At 71.6% G+C, this 24,757-nt stretch carries 23 protein-coding genes; 16 read left to right on the forward strand and 7 right to left on the reverse strand.

Annotated elements, in window-relative coordinates; all coding sequences use genetic code 11:
* Both IE317_RS32310 and IE317_RS32315 read left to right on the forward strand, forming a co-directional pair.
* Nucleotides 1-392 (forward strand): PucR family transcriptional regulator (locus IE317_RS32310; RefSeq protein WP_191315157.1); only part of this gene is annotated, 392 nt, incomplete at its 5' end.
* 164 nt (nucleotides 393-556) lie between these two features.
* The gene (locus IE317_RS32315) at nucleotides 557-1,474 is read left to right on the forward strand and encodes a zinc metalloprotease (protein ID WP_191315158.1); all 918 of its coding nucleotides are present in this window, start codon (nucleotides 557-559) and stop codon (nucleotides 1,472-1,474) included.
* A 555-nt stretch (nucleotides 1,475-2,029) separates the two neighbouring features.
* Here the strand turns inward: IE317_RS32315 and IE317_RS32320 are convergent.
* Together IE317_RS32320 and IE317_RS32325 are read right to left on the reverse strand one after the other, a co-directional pair.
* Nucleotides 2,030-2,455, reverse strand: a complete 426-nt coding sequence (locus IE317_RS32320; protein WP_191315159.1) for a pyridoxamine 5'-phosphate oxidase family protein — start codon at nucleotides 2,453-2,455, stop codon at nucleotides 2,030-2,032.
* A complete protein-coding gene (locus IE317_RS32325; RefSeq protein ID WP_191315160.1) occupies nucleotides 2,452-3,387 on the reverse strand; it encodes a zinc-binding dehydrogenase in 936 nt (311 codons plus the stop codon). The genes IE317_RS32320 and IE317_RS32325 overlap by 4 nt, the downstream gene beginning before the upstream one ends.
* A 172-nt stretch (nucleotides 3,388-3,559) precedes the next feature.
* Here IE317_RS32325 and ald point away from each other — a divergent pair, with 172 nt between their 5' ends.
* On the forward strand, nucleotides 3,560-4,675 hold the full coding sequence (gene ald / locus IE317_RS32330) for an alanine dehydrogenase (protein WP_191315161.1): 1,116 nt from the start codon (nucleotides 3,560-3,562) through the stop codon (nucleotides 4,673-4,675).
* A gap of 1 nt (nucleotide 4,676) precedes the next feature.
* On the opposite strand, the gene IE317_RS32335 is transcribed toward ald, so the two are convergent.
* Genes IE317_RS32335 through IE317_RS32345 form a run of 3 tightly spaced genes read right to left on the reverse strand, consistent with a single transcriptional unit; the run spans nucleotide 4,677 to nucleotide 7,866 of the window.
* Nucleotides 4,677-5,792, reverse strand: coding sequence for an acyltransferase family protein (locus IE317_RS32335; protein ID WP_191315162.1), 1,116 nt, complete (start codon nucleotides 5,790-5,792; stop codon nucleotides 4,677-4,679).
* Nucleotides 5,793-5,837: 45 nt separating this feature from the next.
* Nucleotides 5,838-7,196 (reverse strand): sensor histidine kinase, encoded by a 1,359-nt coding sequence (locus IE317_RS32340; protein WP_191315163.1) that lies wholly within the window; start codon nucleotides 7,194-7,196, stop codon nucleotides 5,838-5,840.
* Nucleotides 7,189-7,866: a response regulator transcription factor gene (locus IE317_RS32345; protein WP_191315164.1), complete on the reverse strand. Its 678-nt coding sequence runs from the start codon at nucleotides 7,864-7,866 to the stop codon at nucleotides 7,189-7,191. The genes IE317_RS32340 and IE317_RS32345 overlap by 8 nt, the downstream gene beginning before the upstream one ends.
* 480 nt (nucleotides 7,867-8,346) lie before the next feature.
* Here IE317_RS32345 and IE317_RS32350 point away from each other — a divergent pair, with 480 nt between their 5' ends.
* From IE317_RS32350 to IE317_RS32370, 5 genes are all read left to right on the forward strand, one after another.
* Entirely contained in the window at nucleotides 8,347-9,396 is a 1,050-nt protein-coding gene (locus IE317_RS32350; RefSeq protein ID WP_191315165.1) for an ABC transporter ATP-binding protein, read from the forward strand.
* Nucleotides 9,396-10,277, forward strand: a complete 882-nt coding sequence (locus IE317_RS32355) for an ABC transporter permease subunit (RefSeq protein WP_191315166.1) — start codon at nucleotides 9,396-9,398, stop codon at nucleotides 10,275-10,277. The genes IE317_RS32350 and IE317_RS32355 overlap by 1 nt, the downstream gene beginning before the upstream one ends.
* A gap of 96 nt (nucleotides 10,278-10,373) precedes the next feature.
* Nucleotides 10,374-14,120, forward strand: a complete 3,747-nt coding sequence (locus IE317_RS32360; RefSeq protein WP_191315167.1) for an ABC transporter ATP-binding protein — start codon at nucleotides 10,374-10,376, stop codon at nucleotides 14,118-14,120.
* Nucleotides 14,121-14,311: 191 nt separating this feature from the next.
* Complete coding sequence (locus IE317_RS32365) at nucleotides 14,312-14,917, forward strand: DUF4291 domain-containing protein (protein WP_191315168.1); 606 nt, start codon at nucleotides 14,312-14,314, stop codon at nucleotides 14,915-14,917.
* A gap of 59 nt (nucleotides 14,918-14,976) precedes the next feature.
* Nucleotides 14,977-15,438, forward strand: coding sequence for a DUF4291 family protein (locus IE317_RS32370; RefSeq protein ID WP_191315169.1), 462 nt, complete (start codon nucleotides 14,977-14,979; stop codon nucleotides 15,436-15,438).
* Here the strand turns inward: IE317_RS32370 and IE317_RS32375 are convergent.
* Nucleotides 15,435-15,767 (reverse strand): hypothetical protein, encoded by a 333-nt coding sequence (locus IE317_RS32375; protein ID WP_229903034.1) that lies wholly within the window; start codon nucleotides 15,765-15,767, stop codon nucleotides 15,435-15,437. The genes IE317_RS32370 and IE317_RS32375 overlap by 4 nt on opposite strands.
* Nucleotides 15,768-15,965: 198 nt before the next feature.
* Between IE317_RS32375 and IE317_RS32380 the strand changes: the two genes are divergently transcribed.
* From IE317_RS32380 to IE317_RS32405, 6 genes are all read left to right on the forward strand, one after another.
* The gene (locus tag IE317_RS32380; RefSeq protein ID WP_191315170.1) at nucleotides 15,966-19,682 is read left to right on the forward strand and encodes a multifunctional oxoglutarate decarboxylase/oxoglutarate dehydrogenase thiamine pyrophosphate-binding subunit/dihydrolipoyllysine-residue succinyltransferase subunit; all 3,717 of its coding nucleotides are present in this window, start codon (nucleotides 15,966-15,968) and stop codon (nucleotides 19,680-19,682) included.
* 127 nt (nucleotides 19,683-19,809) lie between these two features.
* Nucleotides 19,810-20,022, forward strand: coding sequence for a hypothetical protein (locus tag IE317_RS44775; RefSeq protein WP_229903035.1), 213 nt, complete (start codon nucleotides 19,810-19,812; stop codon nucleotides 20,020-20,022).
* Nucleotides 20,023-20,064: 42 nt separating this feature from the next.
* Entirely contained in the window at nucleotides 20,065-21,057 is a 993-nt protein-coding gene (locus tag IE317_RS32390) for an MFS transporter (protein WP_229903036.1), read from the forward strand.
* Entirely contained in the window at nucleotides 21,051-21,569 is a 519-nt protein-coding gene (locus IE317_RS32395) for a GNAT family N-acetyltransferase (RefSeq protein WP_191315171.1), read from the forward strand. The genes IE317_RS32390 and IE317_RS32395 overlap by 7 nt, the downstream gene beginning before the upstream one ends.
* A gap of 13 nt (nucleotides 21,570-21,582) precedes the next feature.
* A complete protein-coding gene (locus IE317_RS32400) occupies nucleotides 21,583-22,542 on the forward strand; it encodes an LLM class flavin-dependent oxidoreductase (RefSeq protein ID WP_191315172.1) in 960 nt (319 codons plus the stop codon).
* Nucleotides 22,543-22,589: 47 nt separating this feature from the next.
* Entirely contained in the window at nucleotides 22,590-23,195 is a 606-nt protein-coding gene (locus tag IE317_RS32405; protein ID WP_191315173.1) for a LysE family translocator, read from the forward strand.
* Here the strand turns inward: IE317_RS32405 and IE317_RS32410 are convergent.
* A complete protein-coding gene (locus tag IE317_RS32410; RefSeq protein ID WP_229903037.1) occupies nucleotides 23,192-23,737 on the reverse strand; it encodes a TetR/AcrR family transcriptional regulator in 546 nt (181 codons plus the stop codon). The genes IE317_RS32405 and IE317_RS32410 overlap by 4 nt on opposite strands.
* A gap of 74 nt (nucleotides 23,738-23,811) precedes the next feature.
* Here IE317_RS32410 and IE317_RS32415 point away from each other — a divergent pair, with 74 nt between their 5' ends.
* Both IE317_RS32415 and IE317_RS32420 read left to right on the forward strand, forming a co-directional pair.
* Nucleotides 23,812-24,552, forward strand: a complete 741-nt coding sequence (locus tag IE317_RS32415; protein ID WP_191315175.1) for an SDR family oxidoreductase — start codon at nucleotides 23,812-23,814, stop codon at nucleotides 24,550-24,552.
* Between the two features lie 3 nt (nucleotides 24,553-24,555).
* On the forward strand, nucleotides 24,556-24,756 hold the full coding sequence (locus tag IE317_RS32420) for a hypothetical protein (protein WP_191315176.1): 201 nt from the start codon (nucleotides 24,556-24,558) through the stop codon (nucleotides 24,754-24,756).
* Nucleotide 24,757 lies beyond the last annotated feature (1 nt).

Raw genomic sequence — 24,757 nt, forward strand, 5'->3', positions numbered from 1 at the left:
TCTCGGCGTCGCGCGCCCAAGCCGACGAAGCCCTCGGCCTGCTGCGCGCCGAAATCCTCACCGAGCGCGTGATCGCGTTCGACGAGGCCTGGACGGCGCTGACGCTGCACCGCGGCGCGACGGCGGCGTCCGCGGCGCGCGTCGCCGAGCTCGGCCCGCTGCGCACGCTGCGCGCGCACGACGAAACGGGCAAGGCCGGTTACGTCGAAACGCTCTATGAATGGCTGCGGCACCCGGGTGACCCGCGAGCCGCGGCGCGGGAGCTGCGGATCCACCCGAACACCCTGCGGTACCGGATGCGGAAGCTCCTGGAGCTGGTGCCGCTGGACCTCGACGACCCCGACGTCCGGCTGGCGCTGCTGACCCAGCTCGTCGCCCTGCGCTGGAGCTGATGGGCCATTCGGCTCAACACCGGACCCATGCGTTAGGCCGCATGGATCGCGCCGATGGTACGGATTGTCTTTTCCAGCCGAAAGATGGTGGATAACGAAGATCGCGTGCCGCATTTTCTCCTCACCACCCCGGGTAGCCGGGTCGTTGCCAGAGGAGTTCCTCCATGAGCAGTTCGGAGCGGTTCGGTAAGGCCATCAAGCTGGGTGCGGTGTCCGCGCTCTCCCTGGTCGCCCTGGTCGTCCCGGCCGCAGGAGCCGGAAGCGCCGTCGCGGCGCCGAGCGGCGACTGCTTCACCCCCACCCACGCCGCGGACCGCAGCAAGGACGGCCACGCCGACACGGTGTCCCCGGCCGAGGCGGCCCGCATCGAGGCGGACATGCAGAGCAAGCTGGCCGGCAAGCGCACGGCGCTGTCCGCCCAGGCGGCCGCGGTGTCGATCCCGGTGTACTTCCACGTGATCACCAGCGGCTCGGCCGGCAACCTGCCGTCGACGACGATCAGCAAGCAGATCTCGGTCCTGAACAGCGCCTACGCGTCGAGCGGCTTCAGCTTCTCGCTGGTCAGCACCGACTACACGAACAACTCGACCTGGTACAACGGCATCACCGACGGCACCTCGGCCGAGCGCAACATGAAGAACGCGCTGCGCAAGGGCGGCGCGAACGCGCTGAACATCTACACGGCCAAACTCGGCGACGACCTGCTCGGCTGGGCGACGTTCCCGTCCAACTACAAGTCGCAGCCGAAGCTGGACGGCGTGGTCATCCTCGACGAGTCCCTCCCGGGCCGCTCGGCGACGAACTACAACGAGGGCGACACGGCAACGCACGAGGTCGGCCACTGGATGGGCCTGTACCACACGTTCCAGGGCGGCTGCTCGGGTTCGGGCGACTACGTGTCGGACACCCCGGCCGAAGCCACGGCGACGTCGGGCTGCCCGGCGAGCAAGGACACCTGCTCGTCGGCGGGCGTGGACCCGGTGCACAACTTCATGGACTACAGCTACGACAGCTGCATGTACGAGTTCACCGCGGGGCAGACCTCGCGGATGAAGAGCGCGTGGTCGGCGTACCGCGCCTGAGTTCTCCGTCTTCCCGCGGCGGAACCCGTGAAGGCCTTCTCTCTCTTGAGGAGGCCTTCACGGCTTTCCGCTGCCTGCGGATTCGCTGTCGTCTTGGGGTCCGCTTCCGCTCGGTGAACCTGCTGCTTTCGGATTCCCGACCACGGCAGGGCCGCCCCAGGACGGGCCTGCCGCCGCACTCGGACCCCGACCACGCCCAGCCCGCCCCACGACGGCGATCCCCATCCACATTCCCGAGCCGAGGCCCTTCCCCATCCGCTGCACCGACCACGGCCAGCCCGCCCCGCGACCGCGATCCTCGTCCGCATTCCCGAGCCGAGGCCCTTCCTCATCCGGCTGCGCCGACCCAGCCGTCCCGGCTGTCCCGGCTGTCCCGGCGGCCCCGGCTGTTCCGGCCGCCCCGGCCGCCCCGGCTGTCCCGGCTGTCTCGGCTGTCCACAAACTCCGCCGGCTGTGGACAACCGCGGCCCCAGCCCCTCGAATCGGCAGAACTGTCGGCACCGGGCGATAGACTGAGCGGGGCTCGTCCCCCAGGGATGGGTGGGGCGCGCGATGTCAGGCCCGGCCGCCCGGAAAAGCCGCCTCGTAGCTGAGGTCCTTCATCGCCAGCCGCGAAGGCCGCAGGTGGACCCATACCGCGCCGACGTCCCCGTGCAGGTACTCGCGGAACCGCGGATCCCATCGCCGCTCGTCGGCCCCCAGGTACCGCACCAGCTTCCGCCGCCCCCGCGCCACGTCGAAGGGCCGCAGCTCCGCCTCCCCGCGAGCCAGCACCTGCACGACCTCCCCGGTGTCGAGCTCGCACACATCCACCGTCAAGGCGATCCGCGGCCGCGAAGCGAGCAGCGCCGGCAAGCGGGACCACGGGCCGCTGAGGATCCAGAACGCGCCGTCCTCCCACTGGTACCAGGTGGGCCGGACCGTCGGCCCGTCCGTGGCCACCCGCGCCGTGAGGGGCCGGGCCAGGAAGTCGTCGATCATACGACCAGCAACGTCTTCCCCACCGTCGTGCGCGACTCGATCGCCGCGTGGGCGTCCGCCGCCTTCTCCAGCGGGAAACGCTGGCCGATCACCGGCACCAGACTCCCCGAAGCCGCCGCGGCCAGCGCCGACTCCGTGAACGACCGCATCTCCGCCGGCGACCCGATCGAGCGCACCAGCGAGACTCCGCGCGCGGCAGCGTCCTCTTCGGACACTTCGGCCCACGAGCCGCCCGCCAGCCCGTACACCGCCATCCGCCCGCCCGGGCGCAGCAGCCCGAACGCCGCCGTGCCGATCGGCCCGCCCACGCCGTCGAACACGACGTCCACCGGGTCCACCGAAGCCGTCCAGTCCGGCCGCAGGTAGTCGACCACCGCGTCCGCCCCCAGCACGCGTGCCACCTTCGCCGGCCCGCCCGCCGCGCCGATCACGGTGGCTCCCGCCGCCTTCGCCAGCTGGACCAGGAGGCCGCCGACGCCACCCGCCGCCGCCTCGACCAGGACTCGATCGCCCGGGCGCACGCTGGTCGCATGCACCAAGCCGGTCGCCGTCCGGCCGTCCGCGAGGAGCGCCACCGCCGCGTCGAGCGCCAGCGCGGACGGCACCTCGAACACCGCCGCCGCGTCCACCGCGACGCGCTCGGCGTACCCGCCCGAGCCGCCCGTCGACGTGACCACCCGCTGCCCGGCCAGCCCCGGGTCCACCCCGGTGCCGACCGCGCTGATCACGCCGCCGACGCCGTTGCCGGGGATCACCGGCAGCGCCGCCCGGAACGGCCCCGGCGCCCCCGCCCGGAACTGCGTCTCGACGAACGTGGTGTTCGCGAACGCCACTTCCACCAGCACTTGCCCCGGCCCGGGCACCGGATCCGGCGCCTCTCCCGGGACGAGGACTTCCGGACCACCGAACTCTCTCAACCACACCGCTCGCATTCCGCAACGCTGCAACTTCAAGTGAAGTCGAGGTCAAGGGCCTTGTCCGCCCAGCACCACGAATACCGCTCAGAACTGTCCGTACAGCACGATGACACCGCCGTCCGGGTGGTTCACCGTGAGTGGCAACACCGCACCGATTCCGGACGCAGACCGACCCAGGAGGCCGACCGTGCGTATCGCCGTTCCCCGTGAGATCAAGAAGCACGAATACCGGGTCGCGCTGACCCCGGCCGGGGTGCACGAGCTGGCCGGCCGCGGGCACGACGTCTTCGTCGAGACCGGCGCCGGGGTGGGTTCGTCCATCACCGACGAGGAGTACGTCGCCGCCGGCGCGAAGATCCTCGCCACCGCCGACGAGACCTGGGCCGAGGGCGAACTCGTCCTCAAGGTCAAGGAACCCATCGCCGAGGAGTACGGCCGGCTCCGGCGCGACCAGGTCCTCTTCACCTACCTGCACATCGCCGCCGACCGGCCGCTGACCGACGCGCTGCTCGCCGCGGGCACCACCGCGATCGCCTACGAGACGGTGCAGACCGCGAACGGCGCCCTCCCGCTGCTCGCCCCGATGTCCGAGGTCGCGGGCCGGCTGGCCCCGCAGGTCGGCGCGTTCTCGCTGATGAAGCCCAGCGGTGGCCGCGGGGTGCTGCCCGGAGGCATCCCCGGCGTGCACCCGGCCCGCGTGGTCGTCATCGGCGGCGGGGTCGCCGGCCTCAACGCCGCCCGCGTCGCGCTCGGCCTCGGCTCCGACGTCGAGATCCTGGACACGAACGTCGACCGCCTCCGCCAGATCGACAACGACTTCGGCGGCCGCATCCGCACGGTGACGTCGAACCGGCTCTCGGTCGAGGAGTCCGTGCTGCAGGCCGACCTGGTCATCGGCGCGGTGCTCGTGCCCGGCGCGAAGGCGCCGAAGCTGGTCTCGAACGACCTGGTCGCCCGCATGAAGCCGGGCAGCGTGCTCGTCGACATCGCGATCGACCAGGGCGGCTGCTTCGCCGACTCGCGCCCGACCACGCACGACGAGCCGACCTACACCGTGCACGAGTCGGTCTTCTACTGCGTGGCGAACATGCCGGGCGCGGTGCCCCGGACGTCGACCTACGGCCTCACGAACGTCACCCTGCCGTACGCGGTCCAGCTGGCCGAGCACGGCTGGAAGGCCGCGCTGCAGGCCGACGCCGCGCTGGCCAAGGGTCTCAACACGCACGACGGCGCCCTCACGAACGGCCCGGTCGCGGTGGCCCACGACCTGCCGCACACGCCGCTGGACACCGTCCTCGCCTGAGCTATTCCGCCCGAGCGGGCTCCTGCCGCACCGCGGCAGGGGCCCGCTCCCCTTTCTCCAGCAGCCGCCGCCCGAAGGCGATCGAAGGCAGCTCCACCCATCGCCGCAGCCCGCAGGCGAAGAGCAGCGCGACGGCGGAGGTCGCGACGGCCTTGCCCAGCCCGGTCGGCAGGACCAGGCCGGTCACACCCGCCGCCCCGGTCTGAGCCAGGTAGAGCGCGTACGACCGGTCACCGACGAACTTCAGCGGACGGCTCGAGAGCACCCGCCGGACCGGACCCCGCGCGAGCACGGCCACGAGCAGCAGCGCCGAACCCGCCGCGTAGACCGGGACGACGAACGGCCAGTGCCCGCCGAAGAACTGCCCGAGCGGCTTGACCGACAGCTGCAGCACGCCGAATCCGAGCGCCACCAGCACCGCCGCGGCCGGGCTGGTCAGCGGCCGGAACACGGCGAACCCGCGCGGGTGGTGCAGCGCCAGCCCGAGCAGGCAGCCGACGACCAGCGAGCAGTAGTGCACGCTGAGCTCGGCCCACCGCTGCGACGGCGCGAGCGGCAACGCTCCGAAGAGGACACCGGTCACCACACCCCCGGCGATCAGCAGGCGCAGCGCGGTCCTGCCGGTACGGGCGAACGACGTCAGCACGAGCAGGGCGGGCCAGACGAGGTAGAACTTCTCCTCCACGCCCAGCGACCACGACGTCGGGTACGGGGTGTTGTAGTCCACGAGCTCGTTGCCGAAGACCAGGTAGAACGGCATCGCGTCGGCGAGCCGGCTGCTCCGGTACGCCCCGGCGAGCGTGACGGCCAGCGCCGTCAGGCCCAGCAGCAGGAAGTACACCGGCATGATCCGGAAGACGCGGCGGACGTAGAAGCCGCGCAGCGAAACCCGGCCGGCGGAGGCCTCTTCGCGCAGCGCCAGCGTGGTGATCAGGAAGCCGGACAGCACGAAGAACAGCTGGACGGCGATCCAGCCCTGCAGCCGGTCGACGACCGGGCCGCCGTAGTGGAAGAACACGACGGCCAGCGCGGCGAGCGCCCGCACGCCGGTCAGGCCGGGAAACCACGACGAAGCCCGGTATTCGGCGTGGTCGAGAGGTCGCCAGGAGATCTTCATGCCCGCAGCGTCGATCTTGGTCGCTGAACCGGGCCTGAAGCCGGCTTAAGACGTCTTCAGCTCCGGCAGCCGGACGACGAACCGGCTGCGGCCCTCGACCGCCGCCGTGCCGCCGTGGGCGCGGGCGATGTCGGCGACGATCGCCAGGCCCAGTCCGGAGCCGCCCTCGTCGCGGTCGCGGGCGTCGTCCAGCCGGACGAAGCGGTCGAAGACCCGCTCGCGGTCGGCTTCCGGGATGCCCGGGCCGTCGTCGTCGACCGTCAGCACCGCCTGTCCGTCCACAGCGGACACCGTGACGGCGACGCGGGAGACGGCGTGCCGCTGCGCGTTGTCGACGAGGTTGCGGACCAGCCGTTCCAGCCGCGACCGGTGGCCGCGCACCGACGGCGTCCCGGTGACCTCGACGTCGACGCCGCTGCGGCCGGCCACCACCGCACCGACCACTTCGGACAGTGCGACCGGCTTCAGCCGATCGGGGCCCGCGTGGTCGAGCTTGCCGAGCAGCACCAGGTCGGCGACGAGGTCCTGCAGCCGGGTGACGTCGAGCAGCGCGTTCTCGCAGGACTGCCGCCAGTCGAGCCGGTCGGGGTGGGCCAGGAGCACCTCGAGCTGGGTCCGCAACGACGCGAGCGGGGTGCGCAGCTCGTGCGACGCGTCGGAGGTGAACCGGCTCTGCCGGGTGACGGCCTCCTCGAGCCGGGCGAGCATGGTGTTCATCGTCCCGGCCAGCCGCGCGATCTCGTCGCCAGTGCGCGGGTCTGGGACGCGGCGGCCGAGGTCGTGTGCGCCGATCTCGGCGACCTCGCCGCGGATGGCTTCCACCGGGCGCAGCGACCGGCGGACGGCGAACCACGCGATGACGCCGATGAGCAGCGCGACCGCGGGCACACCGAAGGTGAGCGCGGTGCGGACGGAATCGACCGCCGCCAGCCCCTCCGGATCGAGCTGCACACCGGCGAACACGTCGTACTTGCTGTCGCCGCTGACGTCGTGGACGACGTGCAGGGTCAGGTCGTCGTCGAGCCCGCGCAGCTCGGGCGCACAGCCGACGGTCGCCAGTGCGGACCGGTCGTATTGGTAGGGCCGCAGGGTGACTTCGGTGTCGTAGGCGGCCAGCGTCGCTTCGCGCAGCACCGGGCAGGACGCGACCGACGCACCCTGCTTGTCTTTGACCTCGTAGATCGAGTCGCGGACGAGGAGGGCGAGGTCGGCGGGCCGGGCGCCGGTGTTCAGGAGCTGGACGATGGCGTCGGCGTGGGCGTCGGCGAGCTGGATGGCGGTGTTCTCGAGGCGGCTGCGTGCTTGGAGGACGAACCACACGGACACCGCCCCGAGCGCCACGGCCGACGCGGCGAAGGCCGTGACCGCGACGCGGAACCGGGTGGAGCGCCGGAAGTCAGGCACCCGCGGTCACCACGTGGTAACCGGCACCGCGGACGGTCCGGATGGTCTCGGCCCCGAAGGGGACGTCGATCTTGCGCCGCAGCGCGCTGACGTGCACTTCCACCAGGTTGGCGGTCGCGGTAGCGGCGAAGTCCCAGAGGTTGTCGAGCAGTTCGGCCTTGGTGACGACCTGTCCGGGCCGTTGCATGAGGTAGGCGAGGAGGGCGAATTCCTTGCCGGTGAGGGTGATGTCGGCGGTGCCGCGCCGGCAGGTCCGGCTGGCCTGGTCGAGCTCGAGGTCCCCCAGTTTGAGGACGCCCGGACGGGTGGCGCCGCCCCGCCGGATGAGCGCGCGCAGCCGGGAAAGCAGGACGCCGTAGGAGAAGGGCTTGGGCAGGAAGTCGTCGGCCCCGGTGTCGAGGGCCTCGATCTCGTCGTCCTCGCCGTCTTTGGCGGTGAGCATGAGGATGGGGGTGGTGTTCCCCTGGTCCCGCAGCCGGCGGCAGACGCGGTAGCCGTTCAGCCCGGGCAGCATGATGTCCAGCACGATGGCGGCGTAGGGCTGGTCGGAGGCGTACCAGAGAGCATCCCGCCCGTTGTGGGCAACATCAACGGCGTACCCCTCGGCACTCAGCCCGGCCCGCAGCGCCTCGGCCAGCCGCCGTTCATCTTCCACGAGCAAGATCCGCACCGCGCCACGATGCCACACCCCACCAGCCATAACCGAAACCCGACCACAACCACAACCCGAACCCCTAGCCCCAGCCGGGGACACCAGGCCGCGGCAGAGCTGGAAGCCGAGCAAGAGGCACCGTGGGGGTCCGGGGGGCTCGGCCCCCCGGGAGATACGACGAAGTCGACATGAGCGGCGAAGCCGCGATGCAGAGACGAAGGGGCGACCCGCTCAACCAGCCTGGGGGTCACTGGGAGCGGGCCGCCGATACCTAGCTTAGAGGGCTTCCGCGGACTTTGCGCCACCGGGTCGGCAAGTCGCACGAATTCTTTACCAAGTTGATCTGGCGGGCCTCGCGAATCCTCTGGTCAGCGCCCCCGGAGCCGGTACCGGCCGGTAGCGGAAAGTGACGAAGGTCGCTCTCGGGCGTTCCGTGCGCGCGAGCGCCGCCGGTAGGGCAGGATGACGCCGCATCAGCGGGGAACGTTAGGGGACGGTATGCACGACGGCAGTGGCCGGATTGTGGTGCAGAACCTGAGCAAGCAGTTCGGCGCCGTGAACGCCGTGCAGAACCTCAGCTTCACGGTCGAGCCGGGTTCGGTGACGGGCTTCCTCGGCCCGAACGGCGCCGGCAAGACGACGACATTGCGCATGTTGCTCGGGTTGGTGACCCCCACATCGGGGATGGCGACGATCAACGGACGGCCGCACTCGCAGCTGGGGAACCCGGCGCGGGTGGTGGGTTCGGTCCTGGAGAACGAGGGGTTCCACCCGGGCCGCACGGCGCGCAACCACCTCCGCGTGTACGCGGCGGCCATCGGCGTGCCGGACCGGCGCGCGGACGAGGTGCTCGGCCTGGTGGGCCTGGGCAGCGCCGCGGACCGGAAGGCGGGCGGGTTCTCGCTCGGCATGCGGCAGCGGCTGGCGCTGGCGACGGCGCTGCTGGGCGATCCGCAGGTGCTGGTGCTCGACGAGCCGACGAACGGCCTCGACCCCGAAGGCATCCTGTGGCTGCGCAACTTCCTGCGCTCCTACGCGCGGGAGCAGCGGCGGACGGTGCTGGTGTCGAGCCACCTGCTCAACGAGGTCGAGCAGCTGATCGACCAGGTCGTGATCATCAGCCAGGGCGTCACGCGCTACTACGGCCCGCTGGAGCAGCTGCGCAAGAGCCAGCAGTCCCGGGTGCTGGTGCAGCCGGCGGACCCGTCGGCGCTGGTGAAGGCGTTGCAGGACAACGGCATCACCGGGGTTTCGCCGACGCCGGACGGCCGGGTCGCGGTCGCCGGGTCGAGCGTCCAGCAGATCGGTGACATCGCGGCGAAGGCCGGGATCGCGGTCTACGGGATGCAGGAGGAGCACGCCGATCTGGAGCGGATGTTCTTCCAGCTGACGCAGGGCCAGTACACCGGCGGTGCTCCCGGGTACCCGCCGCACCAGGCCCAGTACCAGGGCCCGCCGCCCGGTTATCCGCCGCAGCAGCACTACCAGCAGGGCCCGCCATCGGGTCCGCAGCAGCAACAGCAGTACTGGGGAGGACCGCAGCAGTGATGGGCAACCTGATCAAGGCGGAGTTCCGCAAGACGCTGTCGCTGAACACGTGGTGGGTGCTGCTGATCCCGCTGGCGCTGGTGGCGTTCTGGCTGACGTTCGCATGGGGCAAGATCACGAACAACTTCGTGGACTACATCGGCAGCTCCGACGCCCGCGAGATCGCCAGGGCGGTCGGCCTGGAGGCGGGCGAGCTGCCGGTCGGGCTGCTGGCGTTCGCGCACGGCGTGAACATCGCGCAGCTGATCCCCGGTCTGTTCGGCGTGTTCGCGCTGGCCGGCGAGTACCGCAGCAAGACGATCACGACGACGTTCCTGACCGCGCCGAACCGGGTGACGGCGCTGACCGCGAAGATGCTCACCTACGTGGGCTGGGGCGCCATCTACGGCGTGGTGAGCGCCGGCGTCTCGGCGATCGCGGTGATGGCCTCGGTCGATTCCAGCCGGTGGCCCAGCGCGGGCCAGTGGCTGGCCGCGGTCGGCGGGACGATCCTGGCTTCGGTGCTGGTGACGTTGTTCGGCATCGGGTTCGGCGCGGTGCTGCGCAGCGTGCCGCTGGCGGTCGTGCTGTTCCTGGTGTGGTTCCTGATCATCGAGAACGTGCTGGTCGTCTCGCTCTGGGGACCGGCCGACATCCTGGGCGGGATCCTGCCGAACGGCACCGCCAACGGGATCGTGGGCGGGATCGCGGCGGACGCCTTCAAGATCAATTCGCTGAGCCTGCCCGGCGGGGTCGACCACTGGTCGGCGCTGGGCCTGCAGCTGGCGGCGGGCGCGCCCGGCGTGCTCTCGTGGTGGGCCTCGGCGCTGATCTTCTTCGCGTGGACGATGCTCTTCTTCGGCCTCGGCTGGGCGGGCAACCAGAAGCGCGACATCACGTAGTCCCGAATCCCGCGGAAGGCCACTTCGAGCTGCTCGAGGTGGCCTTCTCCGCATTCCGGGAAATATTTTGTCGGTGGTGGCGCTTACTGTCACAACGTGACCATCGCTCCGCCCCGCTCCCGTCAAGAGCTCCCACAGGCCGAGACCGCCGGCTGGATCCGGCGGCTGTCCGCCGCGGCGTGGGAGCACCGCGTGCTCGTCGTGCTGTCGCTGCTCGCCGCCGCGTTCGGCGTCGGGGTGCAGGCCGCGAGCCCCTTGCTGGTGCGCACGGCGGTCGACGACGCGGTGGCGGGGCAGACCGGCGGGCTGCCCGGGATCGCCGGGTTCCTGGTGGCGCTGCAGCTGGTCGCCTTCGGCACCGCGTTCGCGCGCCGCTACCTCGGCGGGAAGCTCGCCCTCGACGTGCAGCACGATCTGCGCCAGCGCGTCTTCAACGCCGTTTCGCGGCTGGACGGCGGCAAGCAGGACGCGCTGCGCACCGGCCAGGTCGCCTCGCGCGCGATCTCCGACCTGCAGCTGGTGACCGGGATCCTGATGCAGGTCCCGCTCTCGTTCGGTTCGGTGGTCTTCGCGCTGCTGTCGTTCGTCGCGATGCTGTGGCTGTCCCCGGTGCTGACGCTGATCGCGCTGGTCGTCACGCCCGCGGTCGGCATCATCGTGACCCGCAGCCGCAAGCGCCTCTTCCCGGCGACGTGGTCGGCGCAGCAGCGCGCGGCCGATGTCGCGCAGCAGGTCGAAGAGACGGTCACCGGCGTCCGCGTGGTCAAGGGCTTCGGCCAGGAGACGCGGGAAGTCTCGAAGCTGGAAGCGACCGCGCGCAAGCTGTTCGGGGAGCGGCTCCGCGCGGCGAAGCTGTCGGCGGTCCCGACGGCGACCACCGCCGCGCTGCCCGCCGCCGGCCAGGTCGCCGTGCTCGGGATCGGCGGCGTCCTCGCGCTGAACGGGTCCATCACGCTCGGCACGTTCCTGGCCTTCGCCACCTACCTCGCGACGCTGATCGGGCCGGCCCGGATGCTGTCCGGCCTGGTCGTGCAGGCCCAGCTGACCCGGGCCGGCGCCGAGCGGGTGTACGAACTGATCGACGCGCAGCCGGAGGTCGTCGACGCGCCGGACGCGCGGCCGCTGCCGGAGGGGCCGCTGGGCGTGGAACTGGACGCCGTCCGCTTCGGCTACACGCGCAGCGAACCGGTGCTCGACGGGCTGTCGGTCACCGCGAACCCGGGCGAAACCCTCGCGCTGGTCGGCACCGCGGGCTCGGGGAAGTCGACGATCTCGTTGCTGCTGCCACGGTTCTACGACGTGCACGAGGGTGCGGTGCGGGTCGGCGGCCTCGACGTCCGCGACGTCCCGCTGCGGCAGCTGCGGCAGGCGATCGGGGTGGTCTTCGAAGAGGCGTTCCTGTTCTCCTCGTCGATCCGGGACAACATCGCGTACGGCCGTCCGGACGCCACCGACGAGGAGATCGTCGCGGCGGCCAAGGCCGCGGAGGCGGACGGCTTCATCCGCGCGCTGCCGGACGGCTACGACACGCTGGTCGGCGAGCGCGGGCTGACGCTCTCGGGCGGGCAGCGGCAGCGGCTGGGGCTGGCCAGGGCGCTGATCACCGACCCGCGGATCCTCGTCCTCGACGACGCGACCTCGGCCATCGACACCGTCACCGAAGCGGCGATCCACGACACCCTGCGGTCGGTCACCGCGACCCGGACCACCCTGCTCATCGCGCACCGGCGATCCACGCTGGCCTTGGCCGACCGGATCGCGGTGCTGGACGAAGGCCGCGTCGTCGACGTCGGCACCGAAGCCGAGCTGATGGCGCGCTGCCCGCTGTTCCGCGAGCTGGTGGGGGGCCCGGGCGACGACGTCGAGGAGAAGCACCGCTGCGAGGGCCTGGACTGCGGCCAGGACGGGGTCACGCCGTCCCTGTGGCCGCGGGACGAGGGCCACGACGAAGTCGACGCACTGGCCGAAGCCGCGCGGATGCGCAGCGGCGACCCGAACAGCAGCGGCTTCGTCGGCGGGGGCGGCGGCCTCGACGTGCCGCCGACACCGGAGCTGATCGAGGGCGTGCGCAAGCTGCCGGCCGCCGTCGACGAGCCCCGGCTGCCGGGGGTGGACGTCACCGCGCCCGACCCGAGGTTCCGGCTCGCCGGGCTGCTGCGCCCGGTCCGCGGGCCCCTCTCCGTGGTGATCGCGCTGGTGGCGGCGGACGCGCTGGCGTCGATCGCGCTGCCGGGGCTGTACCAGTTCGGCGTCGACCACGGTGTCCGCGCGGGTGTCGAGTGGATGATCTGGCTGGCCGCCGGCATCGGTGCCGCGGTGATCGCGGCCGACTGGCTGGTGGTGTTCGCGCAGACGCGGCTGACGTCGCGGGTGGGCGAGACGGTGCTGTACGCGCTGCGCGTCCGCAGCTACGCGCACCTGCAGCGGCTCGGGCTCGACTACTACGAGCGGGAACTGTCCGGGAAGATCATGACCCGGATGACGACGGACGTCGACGCGCTCTCGACGTTCCTGCAGACCGGCCTCGCCACCGCGGTGGTGAGCGCGCTGACGCTGGCGGGGATCACGACCGCGCTGCTGGTCACCGACGCCGGGCTGGCGCTGTACGCGCTGGCGATGGTGCCGGTGCTGGCGGTGGCCACGGTGATCTTCCGGCGGTCGGCGTCGAAGGCGTACAACGAGGCCCGCGAGCGGGTCAGCGTCGTGAACGCGGACATGCAGGAGAACGTCAGCGGGCTGCGCGTCGCCCAGGCGTACACGCGCGAAGACCGCTCCGCGGAGGCGTTCGCTTCGCGCAGCGACGACTACCGGCGCTCGCGGCTGCGGGCCCAGCGGTACGTGGCGACGTACTTCCCGCTGGTCGCGCTGCTGTCGGACCTGGCGACGACGACGGTGCTGGTGGTGGGCGCGAACCGCGTTTCGGCGGGCACGCTGTCGGCCGGGGTGCTGCTCGCGTTCCTGCTGTACCTGCAGCAGTTCTTCTCGCCGATCCAGCAGCTGTCGGCGGTGTTCGACGGCTACCAGCAGGCGAGCGTCGGCCTGAACCGCATCGGCGACCTGCTGCGGACGCCGACGTCGGTGCCGGCGGCGGAGAACGCGGTCGCCGTCCCGTCCCGGCTGCGCGGCGAAGTGTCGTTCAAGGAGGTCGACTTCGCCTACTCCGGCGCGGAGGGCAAGGCGCTGGAGCAGTTCTCGCTGGACGTCGCGGCCGGCGAGACGATCGCGCTGGTCGGCGCGACCGGCGCGGGCAAGTCGACGGCGGTGAAGCTGGTGGCGCGCTACTACGACGTCACCGGCGGCGAGGTCCGGATCGACGGCACGGACGTCCGCGAGTACGAGCTGGCGGGGCTCCGCCGCCGGATGGGCGTGGTGCCGCAGGAGGCCCACCTGTTCTCGGGCACGGTGGCCGACAACGTCCGCTACGGCCGCCCGTCGGCCTCGGACGCCGAGGTCGAGGCGGCGGTCCGCGCGGTGGGCGCGCTGGACGGCGTCGCGGCCCTGCCGTCGGGCTTCCTGCAGCCGGTGGGCGAGCGCGGCCGCTCGCTGTCGGCGGGCCAGCGCCAGCTGGTCGCCCTGGCCCGCGCGGAGCTGGTGGATCCGGACGTCCTGCTCCTCGACGAGGCCACGGCGGCCCTGGACCCGTCGACGGAGGCCGCGGTCCTGCGCGCCACGGAGACGGTCGCCCGCCGCCGCACGACGTTCGTGGTCGCCCACCGCCTGGCCACGGCCGCCCGCGCGGACCGCATCGTGGTCCTCGACCACGGCCGAATCGTCGAAACCGGAACCCACGCCGAGCTCCTGGCCGCCAACGGCCCCTACGCCCGCCTCTGGTCCCTCGGCTGACGTGCGGAAAGGGGCATCACCCGTGATCCGGAAGGCATCACACGTGATTGAGGAGGCATCACGCCGATGCCCCTCCAATCACGCGTGATGCCCCTCCAATCACGCGTGATGCCCCTCTGGTCACGCGTGATGCCTCCTTGCGCACGAAAAGTCCGTGGCCGGGCGGGGCCGACGCTGGAAGCATGACGGGCATGTTCGAAGAGAGGCGGGTTCCCGACCGGCAGATCCGGGCCGCGCAGACCGAGACGACCGTCCGGGTCTACCAGGCCTACTCGCCCGAGATCGCCGACGCCGCGCTCGAGAAGCAAACCTTCGTCGCGCCGTTCAAGCGGGAGCGGATGACGTGGATCAAGCCCTCGTTCCGCTGGATGGCCTACCGCTGCGGCTACGGGCGCAAGCCGGGTCAGGAACGCGTCCTCGCCATCGACATCACGCGCGACGGTTTCGAGTGGGCCCTCGCCAACGCCGCGCTCAGCAAACCACGCCGCGGTCAGGACGCGGCCGCCTGGAAGCAGCAGCTCAAGACCAGCCCGGTCCGGATCCAGTGGGATCCCGAGCGAGACCTCGGCCACACCGCGCTGAACTTCCGCGCCATCCAGGTCGGCCTGAGCGGCGAGGCCGTCGATCACTACGTCGGCGAGTGGATCACCGCCATCACCGATGTCACCCCCGTCATGCGCGACATCGCCGGGCTCCTGGCCACCGACCGGCTGCACCTGGCCGTCGAGCTCGTCCCCCACGAGCCCCCGTACCGACTGAGCCCGGGCCTCGCCGAAGCCATCGACGCGACCGGCTGAGGAAGGCAGCAACGAAAGTCCGTGGCCGGGCGGCCCGGGTCGCTGGGAGCATGGCGGGCATGTTCGAAGAGAAGCGGGTTCCCGACCGGCAGGTCCGGGCGGCGCAGACCGAGACGACCGTCCGGGTCTACCGGTCCTGCCCGCCCGCCGTCGCCGATGCCGCGCTCGAGGAGCAGCGAGGCGGGGCGGGGCCGGTCACGCCGTCGTTCCGGCTCGCGGCCTACGACAGCGAGAACGGCCGCAAGCCCGGCCACGAGCGCATCCTCGCCATCGACCTCACCCGTGACGGCTTCGAACAGGCCCTCCAGGGGCACGTCGAATGGGTCCCCGAGCGAGATCTCGACCACACGCCGCTGAACTTCCAGGCGATCCGGCTCGATCACGAACTCGCCGACGAGTGGATCACCGCCATCACCGACGTCACCCCCGTGATGCGCGACATCGCCGGGCTCCTGGCCACCGACCAGCTGCACCTGGCCGTCAAGCTCGTCCCCCACGAGCCGCCGTACCCGACGTCCTAAGGCAGCGCCCGCCAGGCCAGCGACCCCAGCCCGGCCGCCTCGACGTCGGGCCGTGACGCCCACCGGACCGTCCCCGGCCGGACGTGCACCCCCGCCCCGACCAGCCAGTCCGGCTCCTCCGGCTCGACCCACGCCATCTCCTCGAAGTCGGCCAGCGTGGGCCAGACGGCGGCGCACGAGTCGCACCGGAGCACGACCGCGCCGGACTCGGTGACCAGCGGCCGCACCAGGCCCTGGTCCCAGAACGACGGACATTCGACCAGCCACATCCGCCCAGCAGAACCCGCGCCGGTGAACGTCGCCGGGACGGCGAGCGAACCCCGAACCAAGAGGCCGGGAACCCTGTACCCGGTCCAGCGCTTAAGGTTCCCTTAGCACATCTTGATCGAGTCAGTGACCGATACCCTAGTGCGCCACGCCTCACACAGGCCGGTTCCATCACATCGCGGTCACCGAGGGGGTTAGCCTGGTAGGCGCATCAGCGGATTCAAGATCGAGATCGAGACGGATAGAGGCGAGCCCCAGCCGTGTCCAGCAGCAGCCCTGCGTCACAGTTCGGCCCCAACGAGTGGCTGGTCGAAGAGATGTACGACCAGTTCCTCGCCGACCCTTCCTCAGTCGATGCCGCCTGGCACGACTTCTTCGCGGACTTCAAGCCGACGCAGAGCGCGCAGGCCAAGGCGGACACCGCCCGGCAGCAGGCCGACGCCAAGCCCGCCACCAACGGCCAGGCCGCCCAGCCGTCGGCCAAGGCCGTGCAGAACGCGGAGTCGGCGGCCAAGCAGGCCAAGCAGGCAGCGCCCGCGAAGACCGAGCAGAAGGCGGCGCCCAAGCCGGAGCCGAAGGCGGCCCCGAAGCCCGCGGCCAAGGCCGCCGAGCCCAAGGCCGAGGCGAAGAAGGAAGAGCCGGAGTCGAAGCAGCTGCGCGGCGCCGCGGCGGCCATCGCCAAGAACATGGACGCCTCGCTGAGCGTCCCCACCGCGACCAGCGTGCGCGCGGTCCCGGCGAAGCTGATGGCGGACAACCGCATCGTCATCAACAACCACCTCAAGCGCACCCGCGGCGGCAAGATCTCCTTCACGCACCTCATCGGCTACGCCATGGTGCGGGCGCTGAAGGACTACCCGAACATGAACCGGCACTACCAGCAGATCGACGGCAAGCCGTTCGCGATCACGCCGGAGCACGTCAACTTCGGGCTCGCCATCGACATGAAGGGCAAGGACGGGTCGCGCAACCTCGTCGTGGCCTCGGTCAAGAACGTCGAGGACATGACGTTCCTGCAGTTCTGGCAGGCGTACGAGGACATCGTCAAGAAGGCCCGCAACAACAAGCTGACGGCCGACGACTTCTCCGGCACCACGATCTCGCTGACCAACCCGGGCGGCATCGGCACCAACCACTCGGTCCCGCGCCTGCAGGCCGGCCAGGGCGCCATCATCGGCGTCGGCGCCATGCAGTACCCGGCCGCGTTCGAGGGCACCAGCGAGAAGACGCTGGTCGACCTCGGCATCAGCAAGATCATGACGCTGACCTCGACGTATGACCACCGCATCATCCAGGGCGCGGAGTCCGGCGAGTTCCTCAAGCGCATCCACCAGCTGCTGCTCGGCGAAGACGGCTTCTACGACGACGTCTTCACCAGCCTGCGCCTGCCGTACGAGCCGATCCGCTGGGTCGCCGACATCCCGGACGGCCCGGTCGACAAGACCGCCCGCGTGATCGAGCTGATCGACGCGTTCCGGATGCGCGGCCACCTGATGGCCGACACCGACCCGCTGAACTACCGCCAGCGCAGCCACGCCGACCTGGACGTCCTGTCCCACGGCCTGACGCTCTGGGACCTCGACCGCGAGTTCCCGGTCGGCGGCTTCGCCGGCCAGGAGCGGATGAAGCTGCGCGACATCCTGGGCGTGCTGCGCAACTCCTACTGCCGCACGGTCGGCATCGAGTACACCCACATCCTCGACCCCGAGGAGCGGCGCTGGATCCAGGAGCGCGTCGAGATCCCGCACGAGAAGCCGGACCCCGCGGTCCAGAAGTACGTGCTCTCGAAGCTGAACGCCGCCGAAGCGTTCGAGACGTTCCTGCAGACCAAGTACGTCGGCCAGAAGCGCTTCTCGCTGGAGGGCGGCGAGACGGCGATCCCGCTGCTCGACACGCTGCTGGACAAGGCCGCCGAGCACGAGCTCGACGAGGTCGTCATCGGCATGCCGCACCGCGGCCGGCTGAACGTGCTGGCCAACATCGTCGGCAAGCCGATCAGCCAGATCTTCCAGGAGTTCGAGGGCAACCTCGACCCGGGCCAGGCCCACGGTTCCGGTGACGTGAAGTACCACCTCGGCGCCGAGGGCAAGTACTTCCGGATGTTCGGCGACGGCGAGACGAAGGTGTCGCTGACGGCGAACCCGTCGCACCTGGAGACCGTGGACCCGGTGCTCGAGGGCATCGTCCGCGCGAAGCAGGACCTCCTGGACAAGGGCGGCGAGGGCTACACCGTGCTGCCGGTCCTGATGCACGGCGACGCGGCCTTCGCGGGCCAGGGCGTCGTCGCCGAGACGCTGAACCTGGCGCTGCTGCGCGGCTACCGCACCGGCGGCACCGTGCACGTCATCGTCAACAACCAGGTCGGCTTCACGACCGCGCCGGAGCACTCGCGCTCGAGCCAGTACGCCACCGACGTCGCGAAGATGATCGGCTCGCCGATCTTCCACGTCAACGGCGACGACCCGGAGGCCGCGCACTGGGTGGCCAAGCTGGCCGTCGAGTACCGGCAGGCGTTCCACAAGGACGTCGTCATCGACCTGATCTGCTACCGCCGCCGCGGGCACAACGAGGGCGACGACCCGTCGATGACCCAGCCGGCGATGTACGACATCATCGACACGAAGCGCTCGGTGCGGAAGACCTACACCGAGTCGCTGATCGGCCGCGGCGACATCTCCGTCGAGGAGGCCGAGGCCGCGCTGCGCGACTTCTCGAGCCAGCTGGAGCACGTCTTCAACGAGGTCCGCGAGCTGGAGAAGCACCCGGCGAAGGCCAGCCCGTCGGTCGAGGAGGAGCAGCAGGTCCCGGCCAAGGTCAAGACGTCGGTGAGCAACGAGGTCATCGAGCGCATCGGCGACGCGTTCGTCCAGGTGCCCGAAGGCTTCACGCCGCACCCGCGCGTCAAGCCGGTGATGGAGCGCCGCCACAAGATGTCCCGCGAAGGCGACATCGACTGGGCGTTCGGCGAGCTGCTGGCGTTCGGGTCGCTGGCGATGGAGGGCCGGCTGGTCCGGCTGTCCGGCCAGGACTCCCGCCGCGGCACGTTCACCCAGCGGCACTCGGTCTTCATCGACCGCAAGACCGGCCAGGAGTACGCGCCGCTGCAGAACCTGGCCGACGGCCAGGGCCGCGTGATGATCTACGACTCGGCGCTGTCGGAGTACGCGGCCGTCGGCTTCGAGTACGGCTACTCGGTGGCGAACTCCGAGGCGCTGGTGATGTGGGAAGCGCAGTTCGGCGACTTCGTCAACGGCGCCCAGACGGTCATCGACGAGTACATCTCCTCGGGCGAAGCCAAGTGGGGCCAGCGCTCCGACGTCGTGCTGCTGCTGCCGCACGGCCACGAGGGCCAGGGCCCGGACCACACCTCCGGCCGCATCGAGCGCTTCCTCTCGCTGTGCGCGGAGGGCTCGATGACGGTGGCCGTGCCGTCCACCCCGGCGAACTACTTCCACCTGCTGCGCCGCCACGCCCTCGACGGCATCCAGCGCCCGCTGGTCGTCTTCACGCCGAAGTCGATGCTGCGCAACAAGGCCGCGACGTCGGCGGTCGAGGACTTCACCGGTGAGAGCCGGTTCATGTCCGTCATCGACGACACCACGCCGGACCCGTCGAAGATCCGCAAGGTGCTGCTGACCTCCGGGAAGCTGTACTGGGAGCTGGTGGCGGAGCGGGCGAAGCGCGAGGCCGACGACGTCGCGATCGTGCGGATCGAGCAGTACTACCCGCTGCCGAAGAAGAAGCTGCTGGCGGCGCTGGAGCGGTACACGAACGCGTCGCAGGTCGCGTGGGTCCAGGAGGAGCCGGAAAACCAGGGTGCGTGGCCGTTCTTCGGCCTGAACCTGCCCCGGAAGTTCCCGGAGGTGCTCTCGGGCCTGCAGGTCGTCTCGCGCCGCCCGATGGCGGCCCCGTCGGCGGGTTCGTCGAAGGTGCACGAGGTCGAGCAGAAGGCGCTGATCGCGAAGGCGTTCGACTGATCATTCGCTGAAGTGGCGTGAAGGCCACCTTGCGGGCAGCACCCGCGAGGTGGCCTTCGTCGCGTCCGGACCCTCTCGGGCAATCCAAGAGACGACCCTCCCCCCGCTGCGTTTGCCAAGCTTTTCCGTGGCTCGGAAGCACTTTTTCCCCAGGACCGGGACCCAGCGACCGGAGATCGCCGACAAGGTGCGGGTGATCCCGCAGGGCGTGCGGACCGACCCGTCGCGGTACTCGCTGCGCCGCGCGCTCGGCGTCGGCCAGGACGCCAAACTGCTGCTCCTGCCCTCCGGGCTGCGGCCGGTCAAGGACCCGCTGTTCGCGATCGACTGCGCCAAGTAGCTGCACGCCGAGGACGACCGCGTCCTGCTGGTCATCGCCGGCGTGTCCTACGAAGAAGGCTTCGAGGCCATCGTGCGACGGCGGAGCGGGTCCGGCGCCGCGGTGCGTTACGTCGGCACGCTCGCCCAGGGCGTCGAGCTCGAGCGGCTGGGACGGCGTCCGCTCCTCAACCGGCTGCACGCGCTGTGGGGCGTCGGCGCGCTGACCGGGTCGCTCGGTTCGGTGGCCGCGGTCCGCGCCGGGGTGCCGCTCGCCGTGCACTTCGCCGCCATCGCGGCCGCGCTGTGCGTGCTCACGCTGGTCGCGGGGCGGCACGCGCTGCCCGACCGGTGGACCGCGTCCCGCCGCGCACCCGGCGCGCGGGCCGGCCTGTTCTCCGGGTGGACCCGCGCGGTGCTGGTGCTCGGCGGGCTCGGTGCGGCGGGTGCGTTGTGCGAGGGCACGGTGTCGAGCTGGTGCGGGGTGTTCCTGCACGAGCAGCGCGGTGCGGTGCCGGCCATCGCCTCACTGGGCTATTTCGTGTTCGTCCTGGCGCAGACCGGCACCCGGATGTTCGACGACCGGGCGCACCGCCTGCTCGGGCCGGTGGCGTTGCTGCGGTGGAGCATGGCGGCCACCGTGGCCGGGGTGCTGCTGGTGGTGCTGTCCCCGGATCCCTGGACCGGGCTGGCGGGGTTCGCCCTGCAGGGCTGCGGGCTCGCGGTGGTGATCCCGATCACCGCGGGCGCGGTCGGCCACGGGGTGGGCGGGAACACGAGCCTCGCCATCGCCCGGTACTCCACCCTGCACCAGGGCGGCGTGCTCGCCGGGCCCGCATTGTTCGGCTGGCTGGCCCAGACGCTGGGCGTCGGCACGGCGCTGGCCCTGCTCGTGCTGCCGCTGGGCCTGATCGCGGCGCTGTCGTCGGCCGTCGCCACCGCGCATCCCGGTGCCGCCGCCGAGGAGGAATCGGCGGAGCAGCCGCGCGGCGTGACGGCACGCCGCAAAACGATTTCGCCTCCGCGGCGTTCCCCGGCATGCTGGCGCCCATGCTGATCCGCCGCGAGACGCCGGCCGACCGGGCCGCGATCCACGCACTCCACAGCGCAGCCTTCCGGCGCGAAGCGGGCGTCACCCCGGTCGAGGCGCCCCTCGTGGACGAACTGCGCGCCGACGGCGACCTGCTGGCTCCCCTCTCGCTGGTGGCCGTCCGCGACGGCGTCGTCGTCGGGCACGTCTGCTGCAGCCGGGCCCGGCTCGGCGGCGATCCGGCGGCCGCGGTCGGGCTGGGCCCGCTCGGCGTGCTGCCCGCGCACCAGGCGAGCGGCGTCGGCTCCGCGTTGATGCACGCCGTGCTCGGCGCGGCGGACGCCCTCGGCCACGGCCTGGTCGTCCTGCTCGGCAACCCGGCCTACTACGCGCGGTTCGGGTTCGGCACGGCGTCGGACGTCGCGATCACCGCCCCGGACCCGCAGTGGGGGCCGCACTTCCAGGCGCGGACGCTCGCCGCGTACGAACCCACCCAGGCGGGCGCCTTCGAGTACGCGCCCGCGTTCTCCCGGATCTGAACAGGAGCCGCGCGTGTACACACCGACCTCGTCCGTGGGAGTCCGGATCAACCGCGAGCAGCCGCCGGCCAAGCTGCGCGACCTCGCGCGCCAGGCCGAAGACGCGGGCCTCGACGAGCTCTGGCTGGTCGAGGACTGCTTCTGGGCGGCCGGCATCGCCACGGTCGCGACGGCGCTGGCGGTGACGTCGACGATCAAGGTGGGCATCGGCGTGCTGCCGGCCGTGGCGCGCAACCCGGCGATCGCGGCGATGGAGATCGCGGCGCTGGCCGAGTTGCACCCGGACCGGCTCATCGCCGGGTTCGGCCACGGCGTCGCGTCGTGGATGCGGCAGATCGGCGCGTACCCGGCGTCCCCGCTGGCGGCGCTGGAGGAGACGCTCGTGGCGGTCCGGCGGCTGCTGGCGGGCGAGCGCGTGTCGATGGACGGCCGGCACGTCCACCTCGACGAGGTTGAGCTGGTGTTCCCGCCGGCGTCGCCGCCTCCGCTGCTGGCGGGCGTCCGCCGCCCGAAGTCGCTGGCGGTCGCGGGCGCGGCGGCGGACGGCACGATCCTGGCCGAGCCGGCCGCACCCGAGTACGTCCGGACGGCGCTGGAGGGCATCGCCGCGACGGGCCCGCACGCCCTGGTGACGTACAACTGGCTCGCCCTCGGCGACCGCGAGCGGGCGCGGATGACGGTGGCGGAGTCCCTGACACCCGGATCGCGGGTCCAGGTGGAAGGTCTGCCGTTCGCTTCGGAGCTGCTGGCCCTGATGGATTCGGCGTCCACAGTGGACGAGCTGGCCGCGGGCCTGCGTCCGGAGTGGATCGACCGCCTGGCGATCTGCGGCGACTTGGCCACCTGCGCGGCGGCGGTCCGCGCCCTGCACGAAGCGGGCAGCGGGTCGGTCGTGCTGCTGCCGTTGCCGGAGGAGTCCCCGGAGAAGGCCATCGAGGACGCGGCCCGCGTGGCGGCGGCCGTGCGCGGCTGACCGGAAATGGAGTTCGCGGACCCCGGCCGGCGTGCCACGATGACGCCATGCCGGTCGACCCGCACCTCCTGCTGGCCTTCCTCGCCACCACCGCCGTCGCGATGGTGATGCCGGGGCCGGACATGCTCTTCATCCTCGGCTGCGGCATGCGCGGCGGCCCGAAGGCCGGTCTGCTCGCCACCGCCGGGGTCGCCACCAGCGAAGCCATCCACGTCGCCGTGGCCGCGGCCGGGCTGGCCGCGCTCTTCGCCGCCGTGCCCGTCGCCTTCACCGTGGTTCGCGTCGCCGGGGCCGCCTACCTCATCTACCTGGGTGTGCAGGCCATCCGGAACCGCAAGCCGCTCGTCGCGCGGAAGCCGGACCGCGCCTTCCTGTCCGGCCTGCTCACCAACCTGCTCAACCCCAAGATGGTCACCTTCACCATCGCCTTCCTCCCGCAGTTCGTCGATCCCGGCCGAGGGCACGTCTGGCTGCAGTTCGCCGTCCTCGGGGCGATCATGATCGTGTTCGAGTTCCTCGTCGACGGCACCGTCGGCGTCCTCGCCGGCCGCGTCGGCGGGTGGGTCCGGCAGAAGAAGAACCAACGGCGGATCGAGGTCGCCACCGGCGGCATCTTCATCGGCCTCGGCCTCAAGCTGGCCGCCGACCGCTAGGCGCGCAGGCCGTCGACGATCACCGCCACGATCCGGGGCGCGCGCTGGTCCCAGTCGGCTTCGGGGATCCGCGACAGCGCCCCGAGGAGCAGGATGACGTCGGCGGCGTCGACGCGGTCGCGGATTTCCCCGGCGGCCTTTCCCCGGTCCAGCAGCGTTTCGAGCGCGTCGTCGAGCCGGTGGTGCTGGCCGGCGTACAGGTCCTGCCACGCCGGCACCGCGATCCCCGCCATGACACCGCGTTTGACGCGCGCGTACTCGATCAGCCGGTCCAGCCAGCGCGACAGCGCCTCCAGCGGGGAGTGTTCGGCCAGCAGGGGCGCCACGGTGGCGACGAGCTGGGTCAGCTCGGCCCGGTACACCTCCGCCAGCAGGTGCTCGCGGGTCGGGAAGTGCCGGTAGAGCGTGCCCTGCCCGACGCCCGCGGCTTTGGCGACCCGGTGCAGCTTCAGTTCCTCGGGCGCGCCGTTGGACTCGCTCAGCTCCGCCCGTGCGGCCTCGACGATCCGGTCGCGGTTGGCGACGGCGTCCGAACGCGGCACGACCACCTCCTCGCATAAATGGACAAGTGTCCGCTACGCTTAAGCGGACAGTTGTCAGTTTAGCGGGAGGTGCCATGACGAACGGACTGGACAAGGTGGTCGCGATCACCGGCGCGAGCAGCGGGATCGGCGAGGCGACGGCGGTGGAGCTGGCGAGCCGGGGCGCGGCCGTCGTGCTGGGCGCCCGGCGCACCGACCGGCTGGAAGCGCTGGCCCGGAAGATCCGCGACGACGGCGGCCGCGCGGACCTGCTGGACGTCGACGTCACCCGCCGGGCCGATCTCGAGCGGCTCGTCGCCCTCGCCGTCGATCGCTTCGGCCGCCTCGACGTCCTGGTGGCCAACGCCGGCGTCGCCCGGATCGCGCCGGTGAGCGCGCTCGACGTCGACGACTGGGACGCGATGATCGACGTCAACCTCCGCGGCGTGCTGCACGGCATCGCCGCCGCGCTGCCGGTGTTCCGCGCGCAGGGCCGCGGGCACTTCGTCACGACCGTCTCGACGTCGGGGCTGAAGATCGTCCCGACACAGGCGGTCTACGCGGGGACCAAGAACGCCGTGCGCACGCTGCTGGAGGCGCTCCGGCAGGAGTCGACCGACGGCGTCCTGCGCACGACGTCGATCTCGCCGGGGTACGTGCGCACCGAGCTGGTCGACTACGTCCAGGACCCCGCGCAGCGCGCGCAGGCCCAGGAGGCGATGGCGGCGCTCGGCATCGGTCCCGAGGCCGTGGCGCGGGCGATCGCGTTCGCCATCGAGCAGCCCGACGACGTCGAGATCGGCGACCTCACCATCCGGCCCACCCGGCAGGGCTGAGTGGTGAGCACCGGCGAGCGTGATTGGCGGGTGCTACTGGACGACCTCGTTCTCGCCGTGCAGCGGATGACCACCCCCGCGCAGCAACCGCTGGTGCACTACTGGGACACCCATCCGGACGCCAGTAGCCTGCTCGCCGCGCGACCGTGGGCCACCACGCTGAGCAGGCTGTGTGCCCTGCTGGACGAGCCGGCGCGGGAGTGAG

Origin of the sequence: Amycolatopsis bullii, from assembly GCF_014654205.1 — a bacterium.
Lineage (GTDB): Bacteria > Actinomycetota > Actinomycetes > Mycobacteriales > Pseudonocardiaceae > Amycolatopsis > Amycolatopsis plumensis.